The sequence below is a fragment of the Nocardioides carbamazepini genome, from assembly GCF_024614185.1.
Classification (GTDB): domain Bacteria; phylum Actinomycetota; class Actinomycetes; order Propionibacteriales; family Nocardioidaceae; genus Nocardioides; species Nocardioides carbamazepini.
Genome location: NZ_JAHTLF010000018.1, coordinates 56,767 through 74,636 on the forward strand (window position 1 = coordinate 56,767; position 17,870 = coordinate 74,636).

Consider the following 17,870-nt stretch of genomic DNA (forward strand, 5'->3'; position numbering starts at 1 on the left):
CGACCCGGATCCGCCCGTTCCCTCCGGCCCAGCCACGACCTCACAAGGAGCCAGCAGAATGTCCGACAAGCAGGGGTACGACCTCGTTCTCAAGGGCGGCACCGTCCTCGACCCCGCCTCGGGGCGCAATGAGCGCGCCGACGTCGCGGTCAGCGGCACCACGATCGCCGCGATCGGCCCGGATCTCGCCGCCGACGGCGCCCAGGTCATCGACTGCAGCGGCTCGACCGTCGTCCCCGGACTGGTCGAGGGCCACAGCCACATCTTCCAGGACGTCTCGAAGGTCGGCGCCCCCGCCGACGAGGCCCACCTGCGCCGCGGTGTCGTCGCGGTCGCCGACGCCGGCACCGCGGGCGCCTCGACGTTCGACGCCTTCCGCAAGGTCGTCGTCGACGCCAACAAGATCCGCGTCGTGAACTTCCTCAACGTCTCGGTGCTGGGCCTCATCGACTTCCGCTTCGGCGAGCTGCTCAACCCCGACACCCTCGTCGTCGAGGACGCGCTGGAGGCGGCCGCCAACCACCCGGGCATCGTCCGCGGCTTCAAGATCCGCCTCTCCGAGGACGTCGTCGGCCACCACTGGCAGGCGCTGCTCAAGAAGTCGGTCAGCCTCGCCGAGCAGGCCGGTCTCCCGCTGATGGTGCACATCGGTGAGACCGAGGAGCCGGTCCCCGCCGTCCTCGACTACCTGCGCGCCGGCGACATCGTCGCCCACTGCTACACGGGCAAGCCGCACGGCATCCTCGCCGAGGACGGCACCGTCCTGCCCGGGGTGATGGCGGCCCGCGAGCGCGGCGTCCTCTTCGACTCCGCGCACGGCAAGAGCAACCTGTCCTTCGAGGTGGCGCGCCGCGCGATCGCCGACGGCTTCCTGCCCGACATCCTCAGCTCCGACACGAGCGCCCGCAACTGGCGCGGCCCGGTCTTCGACCTGGTCACCAGCATCTCCAAGCTGCGCGCGCTGGGCGCCCCGCTCGACGAGTGCATCCGCCGCGCGACCGTCGTACCGGCGCACGTCCTGGGCCTCGAGTCCGAGGGCTACGGGCGACTCGAGGTCGGCGGCCGCGCGAACGTCACGGTGCTCACCGAGACCAGCGAGGTCACGCTGCCCGACGCCGCCGGCAACACCATCGTCGCACCGCGCCTCGAGCCGACGACCGTCGTCCACGACGGTGCGCTCGTCGAGAGCACGCCGTGGCGAGGTGGCGTGTCGGCGTGAGGACGGTCCACCAGCTGCGGCGACAGGTCCGCGAGGGGCTGACGAGCGGTCGCCGGCAGGTCGGCACCTTCGTCAAGCTCGCCTCGCCGGACGTCGTCGAGCTGGCCGGGCGCGCCGGACTCGACCTCGTGGTGGTCGACCTGGAGCACTCGACGCTCACCGAGCACGACGCGATCGGCCTGGTCCGGCACGCCGCCCTGTGCGGGATCCCCGCACTGGTGCGGCTGCCGGTGGTCGACGCGCCGCTTGTCGCGCGTCTCCTGGAGAACGGCGCCGCCGGCTTGCAGCTCTCCACCCTGCGGTCGGCGGCCGAGGCCGCCCGGCTGCGGGACGCCTGCCGGTTCGCGCCGGCGGGCACCCGGTCGGTCAGCCTCGCCAACCGCGCGGCGGGCTTCGGATCGGTCCCGCTCGCGGACTTCCTGCACATCGAGTCCGCCGACCCGCCGCTCCTGGTCGGGCAGATCGAGACCCGCGTCGAGGAGCCGCTGGCCGACGTGGTCCGCGACCTCGACGTCGCCTTCGTCGGCACCACCGACCTCGCCGTGAGCCTCGGCCTGCCCGCGCCGGGCGAGCTCGCGGCCGCCGTCGGCGCCGTGCGCTCCGCGGCGGTCGCGACGGGCGTGGCCTTCGGCGGCTGGGCCGGCGCCCTCGCCGACGTCGACCGGCTGGGCCTGGCCGAGGCGTCGTACGTGCTCGTCGGCTCGGACCTGCAGCTGCTCGCCCACGGCCTGCGGGCCGTCGTACCTGAGGAGGAAGCGTGACCGCACTCAACCCGTCGCTGTTCGGCAAGGTCGTCAACTGGGACGACATCCCCCAACGGGAGATCCGTCCCGGCGTCCGGCGCCGGATCTTCGCCACCGACGAGGTGCTCATCGCCCACCACGAGCTCCAGGTGGGGATGACCCTCAACCCCCACGCGCACGAGGACTTCGACCAGCTGGTCTTCATCGCCTCCGGACGCTGTCGCTACCACGTGGCCGGGACTCCGCACGAGATGGGTCCGGGGTCGTTCCTCCTCGTCCCGCGGGGCGCCGAGCACTATGTCGAGCCGACCGAGGGGCCCTGCGTCAACATCGACTACTTCGTGCCGCCTCGCGCCGACCTCCTGGAGAAGCTCGAGCTCCCGGTCTGACCCGACCCGGCGCAGATTGAACTCTGAGACAGCGCCACCCGGCGCAGATTGAACCTCGAGATGGCGCGACCCGGCGCAGATTGAACCTCGAGATGGCGCGACCCGGCGCAGATTGAACTTCAATCTGCGCCGGGTCGGCGTCCCTGCTTGTTCAGTTTGCGCCGGGTCGCGGGATCTCGATCGCGCCGGGGCCGCGTCGTGGGGGATCATGAGGGCGTGGTCGATGCGGACGTGACAGGGCAGGGGATCGGGCCCCACGAGGACGAACCCCACGAGCAGGGCTTCAACGACCGGCTCAACTGGCTGCGGGCGAGCGTGCTCGGGGCCAACGACGGCATCGTGTCGACGGCCGGCATCGTGCTGGGTGTCGCCGGCGCCACCAGCGAGCGCTCGGCCATCCTGGTCGCGGGCATCGCGGGTCTGGCCGCCGGCGCGATGAGCATGGCGGCCGGCGAGTACGTCTCCGTCAGCACCCAGCGCGACTCCGAGGAGGCGTTGCTGGCCAAGGAGCGCCGTGAGCTGCGGGAGGACCCCGACGACGAGCTCGCCGAGCTCGCCGGCCTGTACGTCGACAAGGGTCTCGATCCCGACCTGGCGCTCCAGGTGGCGCAGCAGCTCACCGCCAAGGATGCGCTCGCGGCCCACGCCGAGGTCGAGCTCGGCATCGACCCCGACGACCTCACCAGTCCGTGGCGGGCCGCCTTCGCCTCGATGCTGTCCTTCACCGTCGGTGCCCTGCTGCCGCTGCTGACCATCGTCCTGGTCACGGCGGACGCGCGGGTCCCGGTCACCGTCGTCGCCGTCGTCGCGGCGCTCGTCCTGACCGGCTGGCTCAGCGCCCGGTTCGGCTACGGCTCGCCCGGCCGCGCGGTGCTGCGCAACGTCATCGGCGGGCTGCTCGCCATGGCGGTCACCCACGGCATCGGCCAGCTGGTCGGCACCCAGGTCTGATGGCCCGGATCTTCACCGCCGTCGTCCCCCCGGTCGAGGCCGTCGAGCACCTCGACGGCTTCCTCGAGCCCCGCCGTGCGGCCGCGCCGTTCCGCTGGACCCGCCCCGAGCAGCTGCACGTCACGCTCGCCTTCATGGCCGACGCCGAGGAGCGTCGGGTCGACGAGTACGTCGACCGGCTGGCCGACGCTCTCGACGATCTCCCGCCCGCGGTGCTGTCCCTGGCCGGTGCCGTCGCCTTCCCGAACGTCGCGGAGGGCCGTGTGCTCGCCACCGGGGTCACCGGCGACACCGACGACCTCGCCACGGCGTCGCTCCGAGCCCGCAACGCAGCGGTGGCCTGCGGGATCGAGGTCGACGGCCAGCGGTTCCGCCCCCACGTCACCGTCGCCCGCACCGGCGGCCGGTCGACCGAGCTGACCAGCTGGGTCCGGCTGCTCGAGACCTACGCGGGGCCGGCCTGGCCGCTCGCGTCCGTCCAGGTGCTCGCGTCCCACCTCGGCGAGGGGCCGCGCCGCACGCCGCGCTACGAGCCACTCGCCGAGATCGTGCTCTAGCCCGCTGTTGCCCCACGCCGCCCACGCGTCCACCTGACCGCTGTCGGCACCCCCGCGGCGCGTGACACGCCGAGGGCCCGGTCCGCGCTGGCGGAACCGGGCCCTCGACGTACGACCGGGGTCAGTTGAGGTGGTGCACGATCTCCTCGACCTTGTCCTTCGCGTCGCCGAACAGCATCTGGCTGTTGTCGCGGAAGAACAGCGGGTTCTGCACACCGGCGTAGCCGGCGGCCATCGAGCGCTTGAACACGATCACATCGCGCGCGTTCCAGACCTCGAGGACCGGCATCCCCGCGATCGGGGAGGTCGGGTCCTCGGACGCGGCCGGGTTGACCGTGTCGTTGGCGCCGATGACCAGCACGACGTCCGTGTCCGGGAAGTCGTCGTTGATCTCGTCCATCTCGAGCACGATGTCGTAGGGCAGCTTGGCCTCGGCGAGCAGCACGTTCATGTGGCCCGGGAGGCGGCCCGCGACGGGGTGGATGCCGAAGCGGACGTCGATGCCCTTGGCCCGCAGCTTCGCGGTCAGGTCGGCGACGGGGTACTGCGCCTGTGCCACGGCCATGCCGTAGCCCGGCGTGATGACCACCGACGAGGCGCCGGCGAGGAGCTCGGCGACGGCATCGGCCTGGATCTCGCGGTGCTCGCCGTAGTCCTTGTCGGCGCCCGCGGGGGCCTCGATGCCGAAGCCGCCCGCGATGACGGAGATGAACGAGCGGTTCATCGCCTTGCACATGATGTAGGACAGGTACGCACCCGAGGAGCCGACCAGCGCACCGGTGACGATGAGCAGGTCGTTGCCGAGCAGGAAGCCCGAGGCGGCCGCGGCCCAACCGGAGTACGAGTTGAGCATCGAGACCACGACCGGCATGTCGCCGCCACCGATGGAGGCGACCAGGTGCCAGCCGAGCGCCAGCGCGAGCAGGGTCAGGACGCCGAGCAGGATGTCGGCCGACGTGTTGTCGTGGGTGTCGAGCGAGACGTAGATCGCGGTCAGGATCACGAACACGACGAGCGAGCCGATGTTGATGAAGTTCTTGCCCGGCAGCATGAGCGGGGCGGACTTCATCTTCGCCGACAGCTTCAGGTTGGCGACGATCGAGCCGGTGAAGGTGACCGCACCGATGAAGATGCCGATCGCGACCTCGGCCTCGTGGATGTTGACCAGGCTGTCCATCGACTCGTGGGAGCCGAGGATGTGGCCGTTCCAGCCGATGGCGACGGCCGCGAGACCCACGAAGGAGTGCAGGAGCGCGATGAGCTCGGGCATCCCCGTCATCTCGACGAGCTTCGCGCGCCACAGTCCGATCGCGCCGCCGACGGCGATGGCGACGAGCATCAGGACGATGACCACGGCGCGGTCGTCGAGGAACTCGCTGACGTCGATGACGGCGGCCACGGTGGCGACGAGGGCGACGGCCATGCCGACGATGCCGAAGGTCAGGCCGTTGCGGGCCGACTCGTGCTTCGACAGACCCGCCAGCGACAGGATGAACAGCAGCGCCGCGACGATATAGGCCGCACCGGTGATGGAGGTGATGTCCATGGATCAGGCTCCCTTGCTGAACATCGCGAGCATGCGGCGTGTGACCGCGAACCCACCGAAGACGTTGATCGACGCCAACAGGATCGCGACGGCCGACAGCACCAGGACCAGCGTGTCGTCGGTGGCGATCTGGACGAGGGCACCCACGACCACGACGCCGGAGATGGCGTTGGTCACCGACATCAGCGGCGTGTGCAGCGCGTGGGCGACCTTGCCGATGACGTAGTAGCCGATCACGATCGACAGCATCAGCACGGTGAAGTGGCGACGCAGCTCGTCGGTCGGGGCGAGCGCGTTGACCAGCCAGAACACGCCGATCGCGCCGAGCACCCAGCCGACCTTCGCGCCGGCCGACATCGGGGCCTTGGGCTCCTTGGCCGGAGCGGCGGCGACGGGAGCGGCGGGAGCGGCCGAGACCTGCACGGCCGGCGGCGGCCAGGTCGACTGGCCGTCGCGCACGACCGTGATCCCGCGCTGTACGACGTCCTCGAAGTCGAGGCCGAGGTTGCCGTCCTTCTCCGGGGTCAGCAGCTTGAGCAGGTTGACGATGTTCGTGCCGTACAGCTGCGACGTCTGTGCGGCCAGGCGGCCGGCGAGGTCGGTGTAGCCCAGGATCGTCACGCCGTTCGCGGTGACGACCCGCTGGTCGGCCACGGTGCCCGCGGCGTTGCCGCCGTTGGCCGCGGCCATGTCGACGATGACCGAGCCGTTCCTCATGCCCGCGACCGTCTCGGCGGTGAGCAGGCTGGGAGCCGGGCGCCCGGGGATCAGCGCGGTGGTGATGACGATGTCGGCGGCACGCGCCTCCTCGTCGTACATCGCGGCGGTCGCGGCGACCTGGGCCTCGGTCATCTCCTTGGCGTAGCCGTCGGAGGAGACCTCCTGCTCCATCTCGACGTGGACGAACTGCGCGCCCATCGACTCGACCTGCTCGGCGACCTCGGGACGCACGTCGAACGCACGCACCACGGCGCCCATCGCGGACGCGGCACCGATCGCGGCGAGACCGGCCACGCCGGCACCCACGACGAACACGCGGGCGGGCGGGATCTTGCCCGCCGCGGTCACCTGGCCGGTGAACATCCGGCCGAACTCGTGGGCCGACTCGACGACGGCGCGGTAGCCCGCGACGTTCGCCATCGAGGACAGCACGTCCATCGACTGCGCGCGCGAGATCCGCGGCACGGCGTCCATGGCCAGCGCCGTCACGCCCTGCGCCTGGAGCCTCTCGATCAGCTCGGGGCTGCGGCCCGGCGCCATCATCGAGATGACCGTGGCGCCCTTGCGGAGCCGGCCGATCTCCTCGTCGGTGGGGGCGTTGACCTTGACGACGACGTCAGCGGCCCACACCTCCTGGGTCGTCCCGACCCGCACCCCAGCCTCCGCGAACGCGGTGTCGGGCTGGTCGGCGTGGTCGCCGGCGCCCGACTCGACGATCACGTCGTAGCCGAGGTTGGTCAGTTGGGTTACGGTCTTTGCGGTCGCCGCTACCAGGGTTTCGCCCTGTTTCGACTCGCGCGGGATGCCGATCAGCATCGAGCCTCCAGCCCTTCTGTGGATAAACGCGAGTCAACCTACACAGGGCGCACCCCCTTACGGGGGGCGTCTTACGTGTGACGTACGTCTAGGGGATGCCGCTTGCGCCCGGCCGGGCCGAGGTGCCTCACCCGGGCGCCTCGCCGGCGTGCGCCAGACGGTCAGCCGGCGGCGATCCCGTACATCCGGTCGCCCGCGTCGCCGAGGCCCGGAACGATGTAGCCCTTCTCGTTGAGCCGCTCGTCCATGGCCGCCGTCACGATCGTCACGGGGATGTCCAGGTCGTCCAGCTCCTTCGCGAGCCGGTCGCAGCCCTCGGGGGCCGCGAGCAGGCAGACGGCGGTGATGTGGTCCGCGCCGCGGTCCACCAGGAACCGGATCGCCGCGGCCAGCGTGCCACCGGTGGCGAGCATCGGGTCGACCACGTAGCACTGGCGGCCGGACAGGTCGTCGGGGAGCCGCTCGGCGTACGTCGTCGCCTCGAGCGTCTCCTCGTTGCGGACCATCCCGAGGAAGCCGACCTCGGCCGTCGGCAGCAGCCGGACCATGCCGTCGAGCATGCCGAGGCCCGCCCGCAGGATGGGCACGACGAGCGGCCGCGGCGCCGCGAGCCGGGTCCCCGTCGTCGGGGCGACCGGCGTCTCGATCCGGGTCGGCTCGACGCGTACGTCGCGGGTGGCCTCGTAGGCGAGCAGGGTCACCAGCTCGTCGGCCAGGGCGCGGAAGGTGGGCGAGTCGGTCTCCTTGTCGCGGAGCACGGTCAGCTTGTGGGCGACGAGGGGGTGGTCCACGACGAGGGTGCGCATGCACGGGAGCCTAGTGCCGTCGCCGGCGCGGCCGTCCCATCCCCGCGGACCGGGTACGCCGTACCTGCCTCGCACTCGTCGGTGTCGTCACCCTGGTCGCCGTGGTCCTCACGGGATGCGCCTTGACTCGGGCCGCCGCCGGGCCGGCGCACCACTCTGGTGCCGTCGCCGGTCACCGGCTGACGGGCGGGCATCAGCGCAGCCGCGATGTCCGGTACCGTGCTGATGCCCCGCCGACGGCCGGTCCTCCGGGCGCCCGGGTCGACAGGTTCGGGTGAGGGGAGGCGGGAGTGGTCGCTCGGGGGTGGGCGACCGCCAGCTTCCAGCAGGCGGTCCGCCGGGCGTTCCTCTGCGGCATCGTGGTGTGGACGCCGGTGGTGATCGCGGCGTACTTCGCGGGCCCCGAGCGCCACCAGGACCCCACGCTCATGGTCGTCGTGAACGTCGCCCTTCTCGTCGTCGCCGCCGCTGCCGCCGTGCTCCGACGGATCCCGGCCCGCGTGGTCTTCGTGCTCCAGTGCGCCGTGTTCGTCTTCGACTGGGCGCAGACGGCCGGCCCCTCGACCCCGTTCGCGGTGGCGTCCTACCAGATCTTCATCTTCGCCGCCGTGGCCCAGGGGCTGTTGCTGCGGCGCCGTTCCGACCTCGTGCTCTCGATCCTGTGCTGCCTTCTCGCGGCGGTCGTTCTGGGCGTCGCGACACCGGACTACGGCGTCCGGGTCTCGATCTCGGCCGCGGTGACCGGACCGTTGGCCATCGTCGTCGGTCGCCCCGGCCTGGAGCCGCTGCTGCGCTTCGCGCGGTCGGTCGACGCGAACCACGATGCGTCGGTGCGCGCGCTGGTGCGGCTCGACACCCAGACGGCGACCCTGCGCCGGGCGGCCGAGGAGCAGCGCCAGGTCCACGACACCGCGATCAACACCCTGGCGGCCGTCGCCCGCGGGGGCTCGGCGGTCGCGGACGTCGAGGCGGTCCGGGTCCGGTGCCGCGCCGACACCCTCGTCCTGGAGCGGCTGATCAGCGCCTCCGCACGCGAGGCGTCCGCCTCCGCGTCGCCCGAGGAGCCGCTCGCGCGACGGTCGATCGACGTCTCGCTTCCCGGCCTCGCGGGAGCGGCACTCGCCGCGCGCTGGACGGAGCTCCCCGTCGGCGTACGGTCGGCGCTGGGCGGTGCGATCGGCGAGCTGGTCACCAACACCGAGAAGCACGCGGGCGTGGGCGAGGCGGCCGTCGACATCCGCGACGAGGGCGACGGCATCCGGATCGTCGTCCGTGACCACGGCCGCGGCTTCGCGCCGACGCGCACCCCGGAACGAGGGCTCGCGACCTCCGTCCGGGCGCGGCTGGCCGAGGAGGGGATCAGCCTCGATCTCCAGGCGGCGCCCGGGGAGGGGGTCCGTGCGGAGATGGTGTGGCGCCCCGGAGCCGGACGAGGGGACGAGCCCGCCGAGATCCGCGGCGACGTCAACCGGATCCGCATGATCGGCGCGCTCCTGATGTCCTCGCTGGTCGCGGCGGGCGGGGTCGTCCTCGGTGCGTCGAACCATCCCGGCGAGCTCACGCCGGACTACCTGCTGGCAGCTCTCGTGGTCGCCAGCACGGGGCTGGTGTGGCGCAGCTGGCGTCGACGCGAGCGTCTCACCCGTGCCGCCACGGCCGCGCTGGTGGTGGTCGCTCCGATCGCCTTCCTGGCCTCGGGAGTCAGTGTCGACTTCGGCATGGGCTACAACCTCGCGTGGCAGGCGGTGGCACCGGTCGGCCCGCTGTTCATCCTCGTGGCCGGCGCCCGCTCGATCCGGACCGTGGCGTTCGGCGTGCTGACCTATGTCGCGGTGGGCGTGACGGCGGCGCTGGTTCTCGCGGACACGCCGACGGCCAGAGCCACGACATCGGTCGTCCTGCTCACCGGGCTGGTCTGGCTGGCGGGCTGGTGCCTGTTCAACCACCAGCTCCGTCGGATCGCGTCCCGGGGCGCCCGCGAGCACGAGATGGCGGTCCGCGCCGACGAGGCGGCCGAGGTCCAGGCGGCGGCCGCCCTGATCCGGGCGCGCTGGCGCCTGGCCGGGATCGCGAGCGCCACCGACCTGCTGCGAGAGCTCGGCGGGTCGATGGATCCCGCCTCGGCGGAGGCGCAGCGGCGCAGTGGGCGCGAGGAGACCTACCTGCGACAGGTGGTCCTGCTCGCCCCCGACCTGGTCCATGTCGGCGCCTGGTTCTGCCAGGCGCTGCTGGCCGCCCGTGAGCGAGGGGTGGACCTCCAGGTCCGGGCCGGCACCCGGGACGTCGCCGCCGCGGACGCCGAGACACTGGGGATCTACCTCGTCGAGGCGACCTCCGCAGTCGCGCCGGGAGCCACCGTGATCGTCTCCCTCTTCGAGGAGGGCGAGGGCCTGCAGTTCCGGCTGGTCGCCGACGACCCCCGGGTCGTCGACCTCGCCCGCGAGCGCGACTGGGACCCCGAGCTCGAGCCCGAGATCCGGCGGTACGGCGAGCAGGTGCTGGTCCGGGTCGGGCCGATGCGCGCCGAGGACCCGTGGACGGTCACCGCCGCGGCGCGCCCCCGGGCCGGCCGCGCCGGGAAATACTCTGGCCCTGCGCCCCGGACCGTGTCACGCTTGATCCCATGACCGCTAGCGGCACGGCCATCGAGTCGGTCGACTTCGCCCTTGCCGCCTACCGCGAGGAAGGCGTGTGGCGGGTCGCCGAGCTGGCGCCCGACCACGCCGTCGACGTCGAGACCCTGGCCGGTGCGCTGCGCCGGTTCCCCGGCGACGGCGGTGCCGTCGGCCTGGTGGCGGTCGAGGAGGACTTCTTCGTCGTGGTCCGCGTCGCCGGACCGCGCACCCGGGTGATGCTCTCCGACGTCACCGCGGCGACCGAGTGGGAGCTGGCCGCGATCGTGGTCGAGCACCTCGGGCTGCCGACGGTCGACGACGAGGACGATCCCGAGCCCGCCGGCGACCTCGAGCTGCTGAGCGACCTCGGCGTCAACGCCATGGACCTCGCCGCGATCCTCGACGACGACGAGCTCTACCCCGACGAGATGCTGTCCGAGATCGCCCGCGGCCTCGGCTTCGGTGACCTCTTCGACGACGCCGTCGGCCTCACCTCCGCGTGACGGCGCCGGTCCCGGTCGCGCGCTGGGAGGAGCCGATGCGGGCCGCGCTCGCAGAGGCCGCCGCCGCGTCGGCCACGGGCGACGTCCCGATCGGTGCCGTGGTCGTGGACGCCTCCGGAGCCGTCGTCGGGACCGGGCACAACGTCCGCGAGCGCGACGCCGACCCGACCGGCCACGCCGAGGTGGTCGCGCTGCGTCAGGCCGCCGCATCCCGCGGCGAGTGGCGGCTGACCGGCTGCACCCTCGTCGTCACCCTCGAGCCCTGCACCATGTGCGCGGGCGCGGCCGTCCTCTCCCGCCTCGACCGCGTCGTCTTCGGTGCCTACGACGACAAGGCCGGGGCGGTGGGCTCGCTGTGGGACGTCGTACGGGACCGTCGGCTCAACCACCGGCCCGAGGTGGTCGCCGGCGTGCTCGCCGACGAGTCCGCCGCGCTGCTGGACCGGTTCTTCGCCACCCAGCGCCGATGATTCCGGGCCGGCGCGCCGGTCCGTACCCGACATGACGACTCTCGAGCTCGGACCTGCCACCTCCACGCTGCGTGACCTGGTGGCATCGGTGGGCGACGACCAGCTCACCCTGCCGACGCCCTGCACGCAGTACGCCGTCGGCGACCTGGTCGACCACATCGGCGGTCTCGCCCTCGCGTTCGCGGGAGCCGCCCGCAAGGAGCGCGTCCCCGGCGCCGAGCAGGGCGGCAGCGGCGATGCCTCCCGGCTCGGGCCGGACTGGCGCGAAGGGGTCGACCGGAACCTGGCGGACCTCGCCGAGGCCTGGCGCGACCCGGCGGCGTTCGACGGCGACACCGTCGCCGGCCCGGTGGAGATGTCCGGCGCGGAGGCCGCGTCGGTCGCGCTCAACGAGGTGGTCGTGCACGGCTGGGACCTCGCGACCGCGCTGGGCGTGCCGTTCACCGTGCGGGAGGAGGACGTCGCCGCGTGCCTCGCCTTCGCCGAGCCGTTCTCGACGCCGGAGGCCGCGCCCTTCCGCGGCGACGCCTTCGGTGAGGTGCTGCCGGTCCCGGCAGGTGCCCCGGCACTGGTGCGGCTGCTCGCGCTGCTCGGACGCCGCGCCTGAGACCGCGAGCGGGTCAGAGCTCGGCAGCGGCCTCGTCGGCGCCGGCGACGCAGAACTCGTTGCCGGCGGGGTCGGTGAGGGTGACCCAGGCGAAGCTCTCGTCGCCGCGCCGCGCGACGACCGTGGCGCCGCCCGCGACCAGCCGCTCCACCTCGGCGTCGAGGTCGGGAGCGCCCAGATCGAGGTGGAGCCGGTTCTTGCCCGGCGTCGGGTCGTCGACCTTCTGGAAGGCCAGCGCGATCGGCAGCGTGCCGCCGCGCACGAGGAGGAACTCCCCGCCGTAGGGGTCGGCGACCTCGGCGTCGAACTGCCCGGCCCACCAGGTGGCGAGCGGGACGGGATCGGCGGAGTCGGTGGTGATCATGCCCAGGGTCAGTGCCATGGCAGGGACGCTAGACCGCGGCACCGACATCCGGCCCGGCCCTGTCGGCGTCCGTCAGCAGCCGCGACCGGATGAGGAAGCGCACGCCGTACGGCGCCTCGAGGGAGAAGCCCGCGCCGCGCCCGGTCACCACGTCGATGGTCAGGTGGGTGTGCGACCAGTACGCGAACTGGGCCTTCGACATCCAGACCGGCACCGCACGGTCCAGGCCGATGTCGAGGTCGCCGAGGTGGACGTCGGCGTCCCCGAGCAGGAGGTCGCCGTCCGGGTAGCACATCGGCGCCGACCCGTCGCAGCAGCCGCCGGACTGGTGGAAGATCACCGGCCCGTTGGCCTCGGTGAGGCGGCGGAGCAGCTCCGCCGCCTCACCGGTCACAGCCACGCGGTCCATCAGAAGAAGCCGAGCGCGTCCGGGCTGTACGACACGAGCAGGTTCTTCGTCTGCTGGTAGTGGTCGAGCATCATCTTGTGGTTCTCGCGGCCAATGCCCGACTGCTTGTAGCCACCGAACGCGGCGTGCGCCGGGTAGGCGTGGTAGTTGTTCGTCCAGACCCGGCCGGCCTGGATCTCGCGGCCCGCGCGGAAGGCCTGCGACCCGTCGCGCGACCACACCCCGGCGCCGAGGCCGTAGAGCGTGTCGTTGGCGATCTTCAGTGCGTCGGCCTCGTCGTCGAAGCTGGTCAGCGAGACGACCGGGCCGAAGATCTCCTCCTGGAAGATGCGCATCGAGTTGTCGCCCTCGAAGACGGTCGGCTGCACGTAGTACCCCTCGGCGAGGTCGCCGTCGAGCACGAGCCGGTCGCCGCCGGTGAGCACCCGGGCGCCCTCCTGCCTGCCGATCTCCAGGTAGCTGAGGATCTTCTCGAGCTGGTCGTTGGACGCCTGGGCGCCCATCATCGTGGTGTCGTCGAGCGGGTTGCCCTGCTTGATCGCCTTCACCCGCTCGATCGCGTCGGGCACGAACCGGTCGTAGATGGTGCGCTGCACCAGCGCCCGCGACGGGCAGGTGCAGACCTCGCCCTGGTTGAGCGCGAACATCGTGAAGCCCTCGAGCGCCTTGTCGTAGAAGGCGTCCCGCTCGGCCGAGACGGAGTCGAAGAAGATGTTGGGGCTCTTGCCGCCGAGCTCCAGGGTCACCGGGATGATGTTCTGGCTCGCGTACTGCATGATCAGCCGGCCGGTCGTGGTCTCGCCGGTGAACGCGATCTTCGCGATCCGGGAGCTCGACGCGAGCGGCTTGCCGGCCTCCACGCCGAAGCCGTTGACCACGTTGATGACGCCGGCGGGCAGCAGGTCGCCGATGATCTCCATCAGCTTGAGGATCGACCACGGGGTCTGCTCGGCCGGCTTGAGCACGACGGCGTTGCCGGCCGCCAGCGCGGGCGCGAGCTTCCAGACCGCCATCAGGATCGGGAAGTTCCACGGGATGATCTGGCCGACGACGCCGAGCGGCTCGTGGAAGTGGTACGCGTAGGTGCTCTCGTCGATCTCCGAGATCCCGCCCTCCTGGGCGCGGATGCAGCCGGCGAAGTAGCGGAAGTGGTCGACCGCCAGTGGCAGGTCGGCGTTGAGGGTCTCGCGGACCGCCTTGCCGTTGTCCCAGGTCTCGGCGACGGCGAGGGCGGTGAGGTTCTCCTCGATCCGGTCGGCGATCCGGTTGAGGACGGTGGCGCGCTCGGCCGGCGACGTCCTTCCCCACGCCGGTGCGGCGGCGTGGGCGGCGTCGAGCGCGGCCTCGACGTCCTCCGCGGTGCCCCGGGCGATCTCGGTGAAGGCCTTCCCGTTCACCGGCGAGACGTTCTCGAAGTAGTCGCCCTTGATCGGGTCGACCCACTGGCCGCCGATGAAGTGGCCGTAGCGGCTCTGGACGGAGACGAGCGAGTCGGGCTGTCCGGGCGCGGCGTAGACGGTCATGTCTGCTCCCTTGAGGTGTCGGACCGTCGGTGTGACGGTGCTCACGACGCTAGGGAGTGCGACGTTGCAGGCTCGTTGCGATCGCTCAGGCGAGTTCGGCGTCGAGCCGGGCGACCTGCCCGTCGACGAGGGCGCGCATCGGCGAGGACGCCGGTACGACGGCGCGCTGGGCCAGCCACATCTCGTAGTCGTCGCGTCCCCAGCCGGACCGGGTCCAGGTCGACATCAGGTCGGGCGCCCGCGACCGGAGCAGCGCCTGGCGCAGCGACGCCGCCAGGCCCTCGCGCAGCCGGACCACGCCGGGCGCGGTGGATCGCGGGAGGACCGGGCCGGCGTATCCACGCATCGCGCCACGCAGGTCACCCGCCGCGAGCTGCGCCTCGACCGCGAGCCAGTCGCCGCTCACCGGGGCGGCGAGGCGGTAGGGGCGCGAGGCGAGCAGCTCGTCACCGAGCAGGCTGCGCAGCCGGTTCAGCTCGGCGCGCAGGGTCGACGTACCGCCGTCCTCCTCGTAGAGGAGCACGCCCAGCTCGTCGCCGGTCAGCCCGGTGGGGGAGGCGGCGAGGAGCGCGACGATCTCGCTGTGGCGGCGGGAGAGACGCAGTCGGCTGAGCCGGCCGCGCCCGTCGTCGACGGTCACCAGCGCCGCGTCGTGGCCGAGCAGCTCCAGCACCAGCCGCAGGCCGGTGTCGCGTTCGGTGGGCACCGGTGGTGGCGCCTGTCGGGCGAGCTCGGCCTCGGCCAGGCGCGCGGCGGCGCGCAGCATCGCCATCGTCTGCGGTACGACGATCGCGTCCCCGCCGGTCACGTCGAGTACTCCCAGCAGCCGGCTGGTCCCGGGATCGTGGATGGGCGTCGCCGCACAGCTCCAGGAGCGCACCGAGGAGCGGAAGTGCTCGTCGCGGGTGATGAGCGCCTCGCGTCCCGTCGCGAGCGCCAGCCCCGGCGCGTTGGTGCCGGCCAGCCGCTCGTCCCAGTTGCTCCCCTCGACGAACCCGATCCGCTCCGCCTCGCGCAGTCGCTCCGGCGTACCGCAGACCCACAGCAGGGTTCCCTCCGCGTCGGCCAGCGCCATCACCGCGCCGCAGGCGCGCACCTCGCGCCCGAGCACGTCGTCGAGCAGCGGGAGCACCCGTGCCAGCGGGTGCGCCTCGCGCTGCCCGCGCAGGTCCGGCGTCTCCAGGGCGATCGGCGCCTCCCTCTGGGTGACGTCGACACCTGCCGCCGCCGAGCGCTCCCAGGACGCGGCGACCTCGGCGCGCATCCCGCGGCTTCCGCGCGGTCCGGCGTCGGGTGTCATGAGTCCGGGCACGGCGTCTCTCCCATGTGACGATCGTCTCTGACGTCGACGATCCCGCACAGAGGTTGCATTCAGGTTGCATCGGCCGGTCGCGGGCGATTTCGGGCGCACCTCACGGCTCCGGTAAGGTCTCCGGCGGTGGCGTGTCCGAGCGGCCTAAGGAGAACGCCTCGAAAGCGTTTGTGGGCGCAAGTCCACCGAGGGTTCAAATCCCTCCGCCACCGCCATGTGATGTCTCAGGACATCGGCATAGCCCGAACCCACGGAAGTGGGTTCGGGCTCATTGCTTTTTGGTGGGTCCGGGCGGGCGGCCGGTGGGTTGGTAGTCGCGGTTGAGGTCGATCTCGAGCTCGCGGAGGATCTCGCCGGTCGTGGCGTGGATGACTTGGACGTTGAGGTCTTGGATCAGGAGCCGGACGTGGGTTCCGGCGTGGGTTCGTCCGATCCCGATGTGGCAGCGCTGGCCGGTGACGCCTCTTGCGTCGATGTCCTTGAACGCGGACGAATCGCTATCGTCCTTGTTCAAGGACATCGACGGTTTGTCCTCGTACGAGGACGTGACTAGTATGTCCTTGTTCAAGGACGAGATGGGAGGCGCGCGGTGACCGCGAATGACTATGCGATCACGAGCTGGACCAAGCTCGGCGGCCTGATCCGCGATGCGCGGAAGGCGCGTGCCCTCACGCAAGCCGACCTGGCCCAGCGCGCGGGCGTGGCGCGCTCCTGGCTCGCACGAGTCGAGGCAGGGCACCGCGGAGCCGAGCTCGAACCGCTGCTACGGCTCCTGCGCGCGCTCGAGCTCACCTTGACGTTGTCGTCGGCCCGGCCCGAGCAGCCGGACCGGGCCACGCTGCAGAGCACCCCCGCCGAGGTTCCTCCAGTGCCGGAGAAGTCGGCGTCGCGACCGCGAACGGCGCCTGCGAAGAAGCCGCCAACACTCAAGTCCTTCGAGGCGGTTCCGGGCTCCGCCGGCGCGGCCTTGAAGAACGCCAGCGCAGGACGTCGCGCTGCTTGGGGACTGCCGGCGCCGCGTGAGGCACAGCGTGACTGAACGCCTCGCGGTTCTCCTGGGTGGCGTTGTGGTCGGCCGCCTCTCGCGCGAGTCAGCGGGCGACGAGCCTGAGTTCGCCTACGATCCTGCCTACGTCCGGGTCGGCGAGGTTGCCCTGTCGGCGCGCTTGCCGTTGCGGGTCGACGCCTACCCGGCCAAGAACGTCATGCCGTACCTGGCTGGCCTGCTTCCCGAGAGCAAGGAGGCTCGAGAAGCGTGGGCAGCGGAATGGGAAGATGTCGACGCAGACGACGCCTTCTCCATGCTCGCAGCGATGGGCCGCGACTGTCCTGGCGCCGTCCAGTTCTGCCGCGAGGATCAGCTGGACGATCTAGCTGCGCGGGCGACCGAGTTCGAACCGCTGGACGAGGCAGCCATCGCGGACCGCATTCGCGCTCTGGCCGGTGGAGAACCTTCCTGGACGATGCCGGGTGAGCACTGGTCGCTGGGCGGCCAGCAGGAGAAGTTCGCCCTGACGTGGACGGCTGACCAATGGTGCGCGGCGCACGGCAGTGCGGCGACCACCCACATCTTCAAGCCGGGCATCGCCAAGCTCCATCACCAGGCTCTCGTGGAGCACGCCACGATGGCTGCTGCCGGGTCGCTCGGCGTCGTCGTCGCTTCAAGCGCGTTCGAACGGTTCGAGGACCAGTGGGCCATCGTCGTGGAGCGTTTCGACAGAGCACGCGTCGATGGTGAGATCGTTCGAATTCACCAGGAGGACTTCGCCCAGGCATGCGGTCGCATGCCCCAGGACAAATACGAATCACGGCGGGGGCCAACGCTGCGGGACATGATGCAGGTCGTCACGAGGGAGTCCACCAACGAGCTCGACGACAAGCTCGCGCTTGCCGACTTCGTGGCCATCAACCTGGTTGCCGGCGCGCCGGACGGGCATTCCAAGAACATCGCCTTGCTGCGGGCGCCCGGGTACGTCGGCATCGCGCCGCTCTACGACCTCGCGACCGGCACGACCTACGATTCCAAGAAGGTCGACCGCAGCGTCGCGGTATCGATCGGCGGGGAGCGTCTCGTGTCTCGCATCCGCCAGGCGCAATGGGCGAAGGCAGCCGCGGTCGTGGGCCTACCCGAGGACTCTCTACTCCAGCGCGTGGCCGCTCTGGCGAGCTCCTTCCCTGATGCGTTCGAGGCGGCGATCGCAACGATGTCCGACGATGTGCCAGGGGCCGGCGAGGTGGGCGAGCGGACGGTCCCGGCTCTGCGCAAGCACGCCAGGACCGTTCTGAGCGGCTTGCCTGCGTAGCCGCCAGGTAGGCACTG

At 71.7% G+C, this 17,870-nt stretch carries 19 protein-coding genes and 1 tRNA gene; 12 read left to right on the forward strand and 8 right to left on the reverse strand.

The features are described from left to right. Positions 1-58: 58 nt before the first annotated feature. From KVF89_RS19030 to thpR, 5 genes are all read left to right on the forward strand, one after another. Positions 59-1,219, forward strand: a complete 1,161-nt coding sequence (locus tag KVF89_RS19030; RefSeq protein ID WP_257427729.1) for an amidohydrolase family protein — start codon at positions 59-61, stop codon at positions 1,217-1,219. Then, positions 1,216-1,980 (forward strand): HpcH/HpaI aldolase family protein, encoded by a 765-nt coding sequence (locus tag KVF89_RS19035; protein WP_257427730.1) that lies wholly within the window; start codon positions 1,216-1,218, stop codon positions 1,978-1,980. The genes KVF89_RS19030 and KVF89_RS19035 overlap by 4 nt, the downstream gene beginning before the upstream one ends. After that, the gene (locus tag KVF89_RS19040; protein ID WP_257427731.1) at positions 1,977-2,351 is read left to right on the forward strand and encodes a cupin domain-containing protein; all 375 of its coding nucleotides are present in this window, start codon (positions 1,977-1,979) and stop codon (positions 2,349-2,351) included. Before KVF89_RS19035 ends, KVF89_RS19040 begins: the two co-directional genes overlap by 4 nt. A gap of 216 nt (positions 2,352-2,567) precedes the next feature. Then, the gene (locus KVF89_RS19045) at positions 2,568-3,302 is read left to right on the forward strand and encodes a VIT1/CCC1 transporter family protein (protein WP_257427732.1); all 735 of its coding nucleotides are present in this window, start codon (positions 2,568-2,570) and stop codon (positions 3,300-3,302) included. After that, entirely contained in the window at positions 3,302-3,859 is a 558-nt protein-coding gene (gene thpR / locus KVF89_RS19050; protein ID WP_257427733.1) for an RNA 2',3'-cyclic phosphodiesterase, read from the forward strand. The genes KVF89_RS19045 and thpR overlap by 1 nt, the downstream gene beginning before the upstream one ends. Before the next feature lie 121 nt (positions 3,860-3,980). On the opposite strand, the gene pntB is transcribed toward thpR, so the two are convergent. The 3 genes from pntB to upp all read right to left on the reverse strand — a co-directional run bounded on the left by pntB (position 3,981) and on the right by upp (position 7,747). After that, positions 3,981-5,405 (reverse strand): Re/Si-specific NAD(P)(+) transhydrogenase subunit beta, encoded by a 1,425-nt coding sequence (gene pntB, locus KVF89_RS19055; RefSeq protein ID WP_257427734.1) that lies wholly within the window; start codon positions 5,403-5,405, stop codon positions 3,981-3,983. A 3-nt stretch (positions 5,406-5,408) separates the two neighbouring features. Further along, a complete protein-coding gene (locus tag KVF89_RS19060; RefSeq protein WP_257427735.1) occupies positions 5,409-6,941 on the reverse strand; it encodes a Re/Si-specific NAD(P)(+) transhydrogenase subunit alpha in 1,533 nt (510 codons plus the stop codon). A 161-nt stretch (positions 6,942-7,102) separates the two neighbouring features. Then, positions 7,103-7,747: a uracil phosphoribosyltransferase gene (upp, locus tag KVF89_RS19065; protein WP_257427737.1), complete on the reverse strand. Its 645-nt coding sequence runs from the start codon at positions 7,745-7,747 to the stop codon at positions 7,103-7,105. Positions 7,748-8,037: 290 nt separating this feature from the next. Between upp and KVF89_RS19070 the strand changes: the two genes are divergently transcribed. The 4 genes from KVF89_RS19070 to KVF89_RS19085 are packed head-to-tail and all read left to right on the forward strand — an operon-like array spanning position 8,038 to position 11,942. Then, positions 8,038-10,374 carry a sensor histidine kinase gene (locus KVF89_RS19070; RefSeq protein ID WP_257427738.1) on the forward strand — a complete coding sequence of 779 codons (2,337 nt, stop codon included), beginning with the start codon at positions 8,038-8,040 and terminating at the stop codon, positions 10,372-10,374. Next, on the forward strand, positions 10,371-10,865 hold the full coding sequence (locus tag KVF89_RS19075) for a tRNA adenosine deaminase-associated protein (RefSeq protein ID WP_257427740.1): 495 nt from the start codon (positions 10,371-10,373) through the stop codon (positions 10,863-10,865). Before KVF89_RS19070 ends, KVF89_RS19075 begins: the two co-directional genes overlap by 4 nt. Before the next feature lie 35 nt (positions 10,866-10,900). Then, the gene (gene tadA / locus KVF89_RS19080) at positions 10,901-11,335 is read left to right on the forward strand and encodes a tRNA adenosine(34) deaminase TadA (RefSeq protein WP_257429149.1); all 435 of its coding nucleotides are present in this window, start codon (positions 10,901-10,903) and stop codon (positions 11,333-11,335) included. Between the two features lie 31 nt (positions 11,336-11,366). Beyond that, complete coding sequence (locus tag KVF89_RS19085) at positions 11,367-11,942, forward strand: TIGR03086 family metal-binding protein (protein ID WP_257427742.1); 576 nt, start codon at positions 11,367-11,369, stop codon at positions 11,940-11,942. Between the two features lie 13 nt (positions 11,943-11,955). On the opposite strand, the gene KVF89_RS19090 is transcribed toward KVF89_RS19085, so the two are convergent. The 4 genes from KVF89_RS19090 to KVF89_RS19105 form a co-directional block, all read right to left on the reverse strand. Further along, positions 11,956-12,324 carry a VOC family protein gene (locus KVF89_RS19090; protein WP_257427744.1) on the reverse strand — a complete coding sequence of 123 codons (369 nt, stop codon included), beginning with the start codon at positions 12,322-12,324 and terminating at the stop codon, positions 11,956-11,958. Positions 12,325-12,334: 10 nt separating this feature from the next. Continuing rightward, a complete protein-coding gene (locus KVF89_RS19095; protein WP_257427749.1) occupies positions 12,335-12,715 on the reverse strand; it encodes a DUF779 domain-containing protein in 381 nt (126 codons plus the stop codon). Further along, a complete protein-coding gene (exaC, locus tag KVF89_RS19100; protein WP_257427751.1) occupies positions 12,715-14,238 on the reverse strand; it encodes an acetaldehyde dehydrogenase ExaC in 1,524 nt (507 codons plus the stop codon). The genes KVF89_RS19095 and exaC overlap by 1 nt, the downstream gene beginning before the upstream one ends. Before the next feature lie 85 nt (positions 14,239-14,323). Continuing rightward, positions 14,324-15,550: a GAF domain-containing protein gene (locus KVF89_RS19105; RefSeq protein ID WP_257427753.1), complete on the reverse strand. Its 1,227-nt coding sequence runs from the start codon at positions 15,548-15,550 to the stop codon at positions 14,324-14,326. A gap of 125 nt (positions 15,551-15,675) precedes the next feature. Between KVF89_RS19105 and KVF89_RS19110 the strand changes: the two genes are divergently transcribed. Further along, positions 15,676-15,765: transfer RNA gene (locus KVF89_RS19110), tRNA-Ser, on the forward strand. 53 nt (positions 15,766-15,818) lie between these two features. On the opposite strand, the gene KVF89_RS19115 is transcribed toward KVF89_RS19110, so the two are convergent. Continuing rightward, entirely contained in the window at positions 15,819-16,070 is a 252-nt protein-coding gene (locus KVF89_RS19115; RefSeq protein ID WP_257427755.1) for a hypothetical protein, read from the reverse strand. Positions 16,071-16,139: 69 nt separating this feature from the next. Between KVF89_RS19115 and KVF89_RS19120 the strand changes: the two genes are divergently transcribed. Together KVF89_RS19120 and KVF89_RS19125 are read left to right on the forward strand one after the other, a co-directional pair. Next, a complete protein-coding gene (locus KVF89_RS19120; RefSeq protein ID WP_257427757.1) occupies positions 16,140-16,589 on the forward strand; it encodes a helix-turn-helix domain-containing protein in 450 nt (149 codons plus the stop codon). After that, complete coding sequence (locus KVF89_RS19125) at positions 16,582-17,853, forward strand: HipA domain-containing protein (protein WP_257427758.1); 1,272 nt, start codon at positions 16,582-16,584, stop codon at positions 17,851-17,853. Before KVF89_RS19120 ends, KVF89_RS19125 begins: the two co-directional genes overlap by 8 nt. The last annotated feature ends 17 nt before the right edge of the window (positions 17,854-17,870 follow it).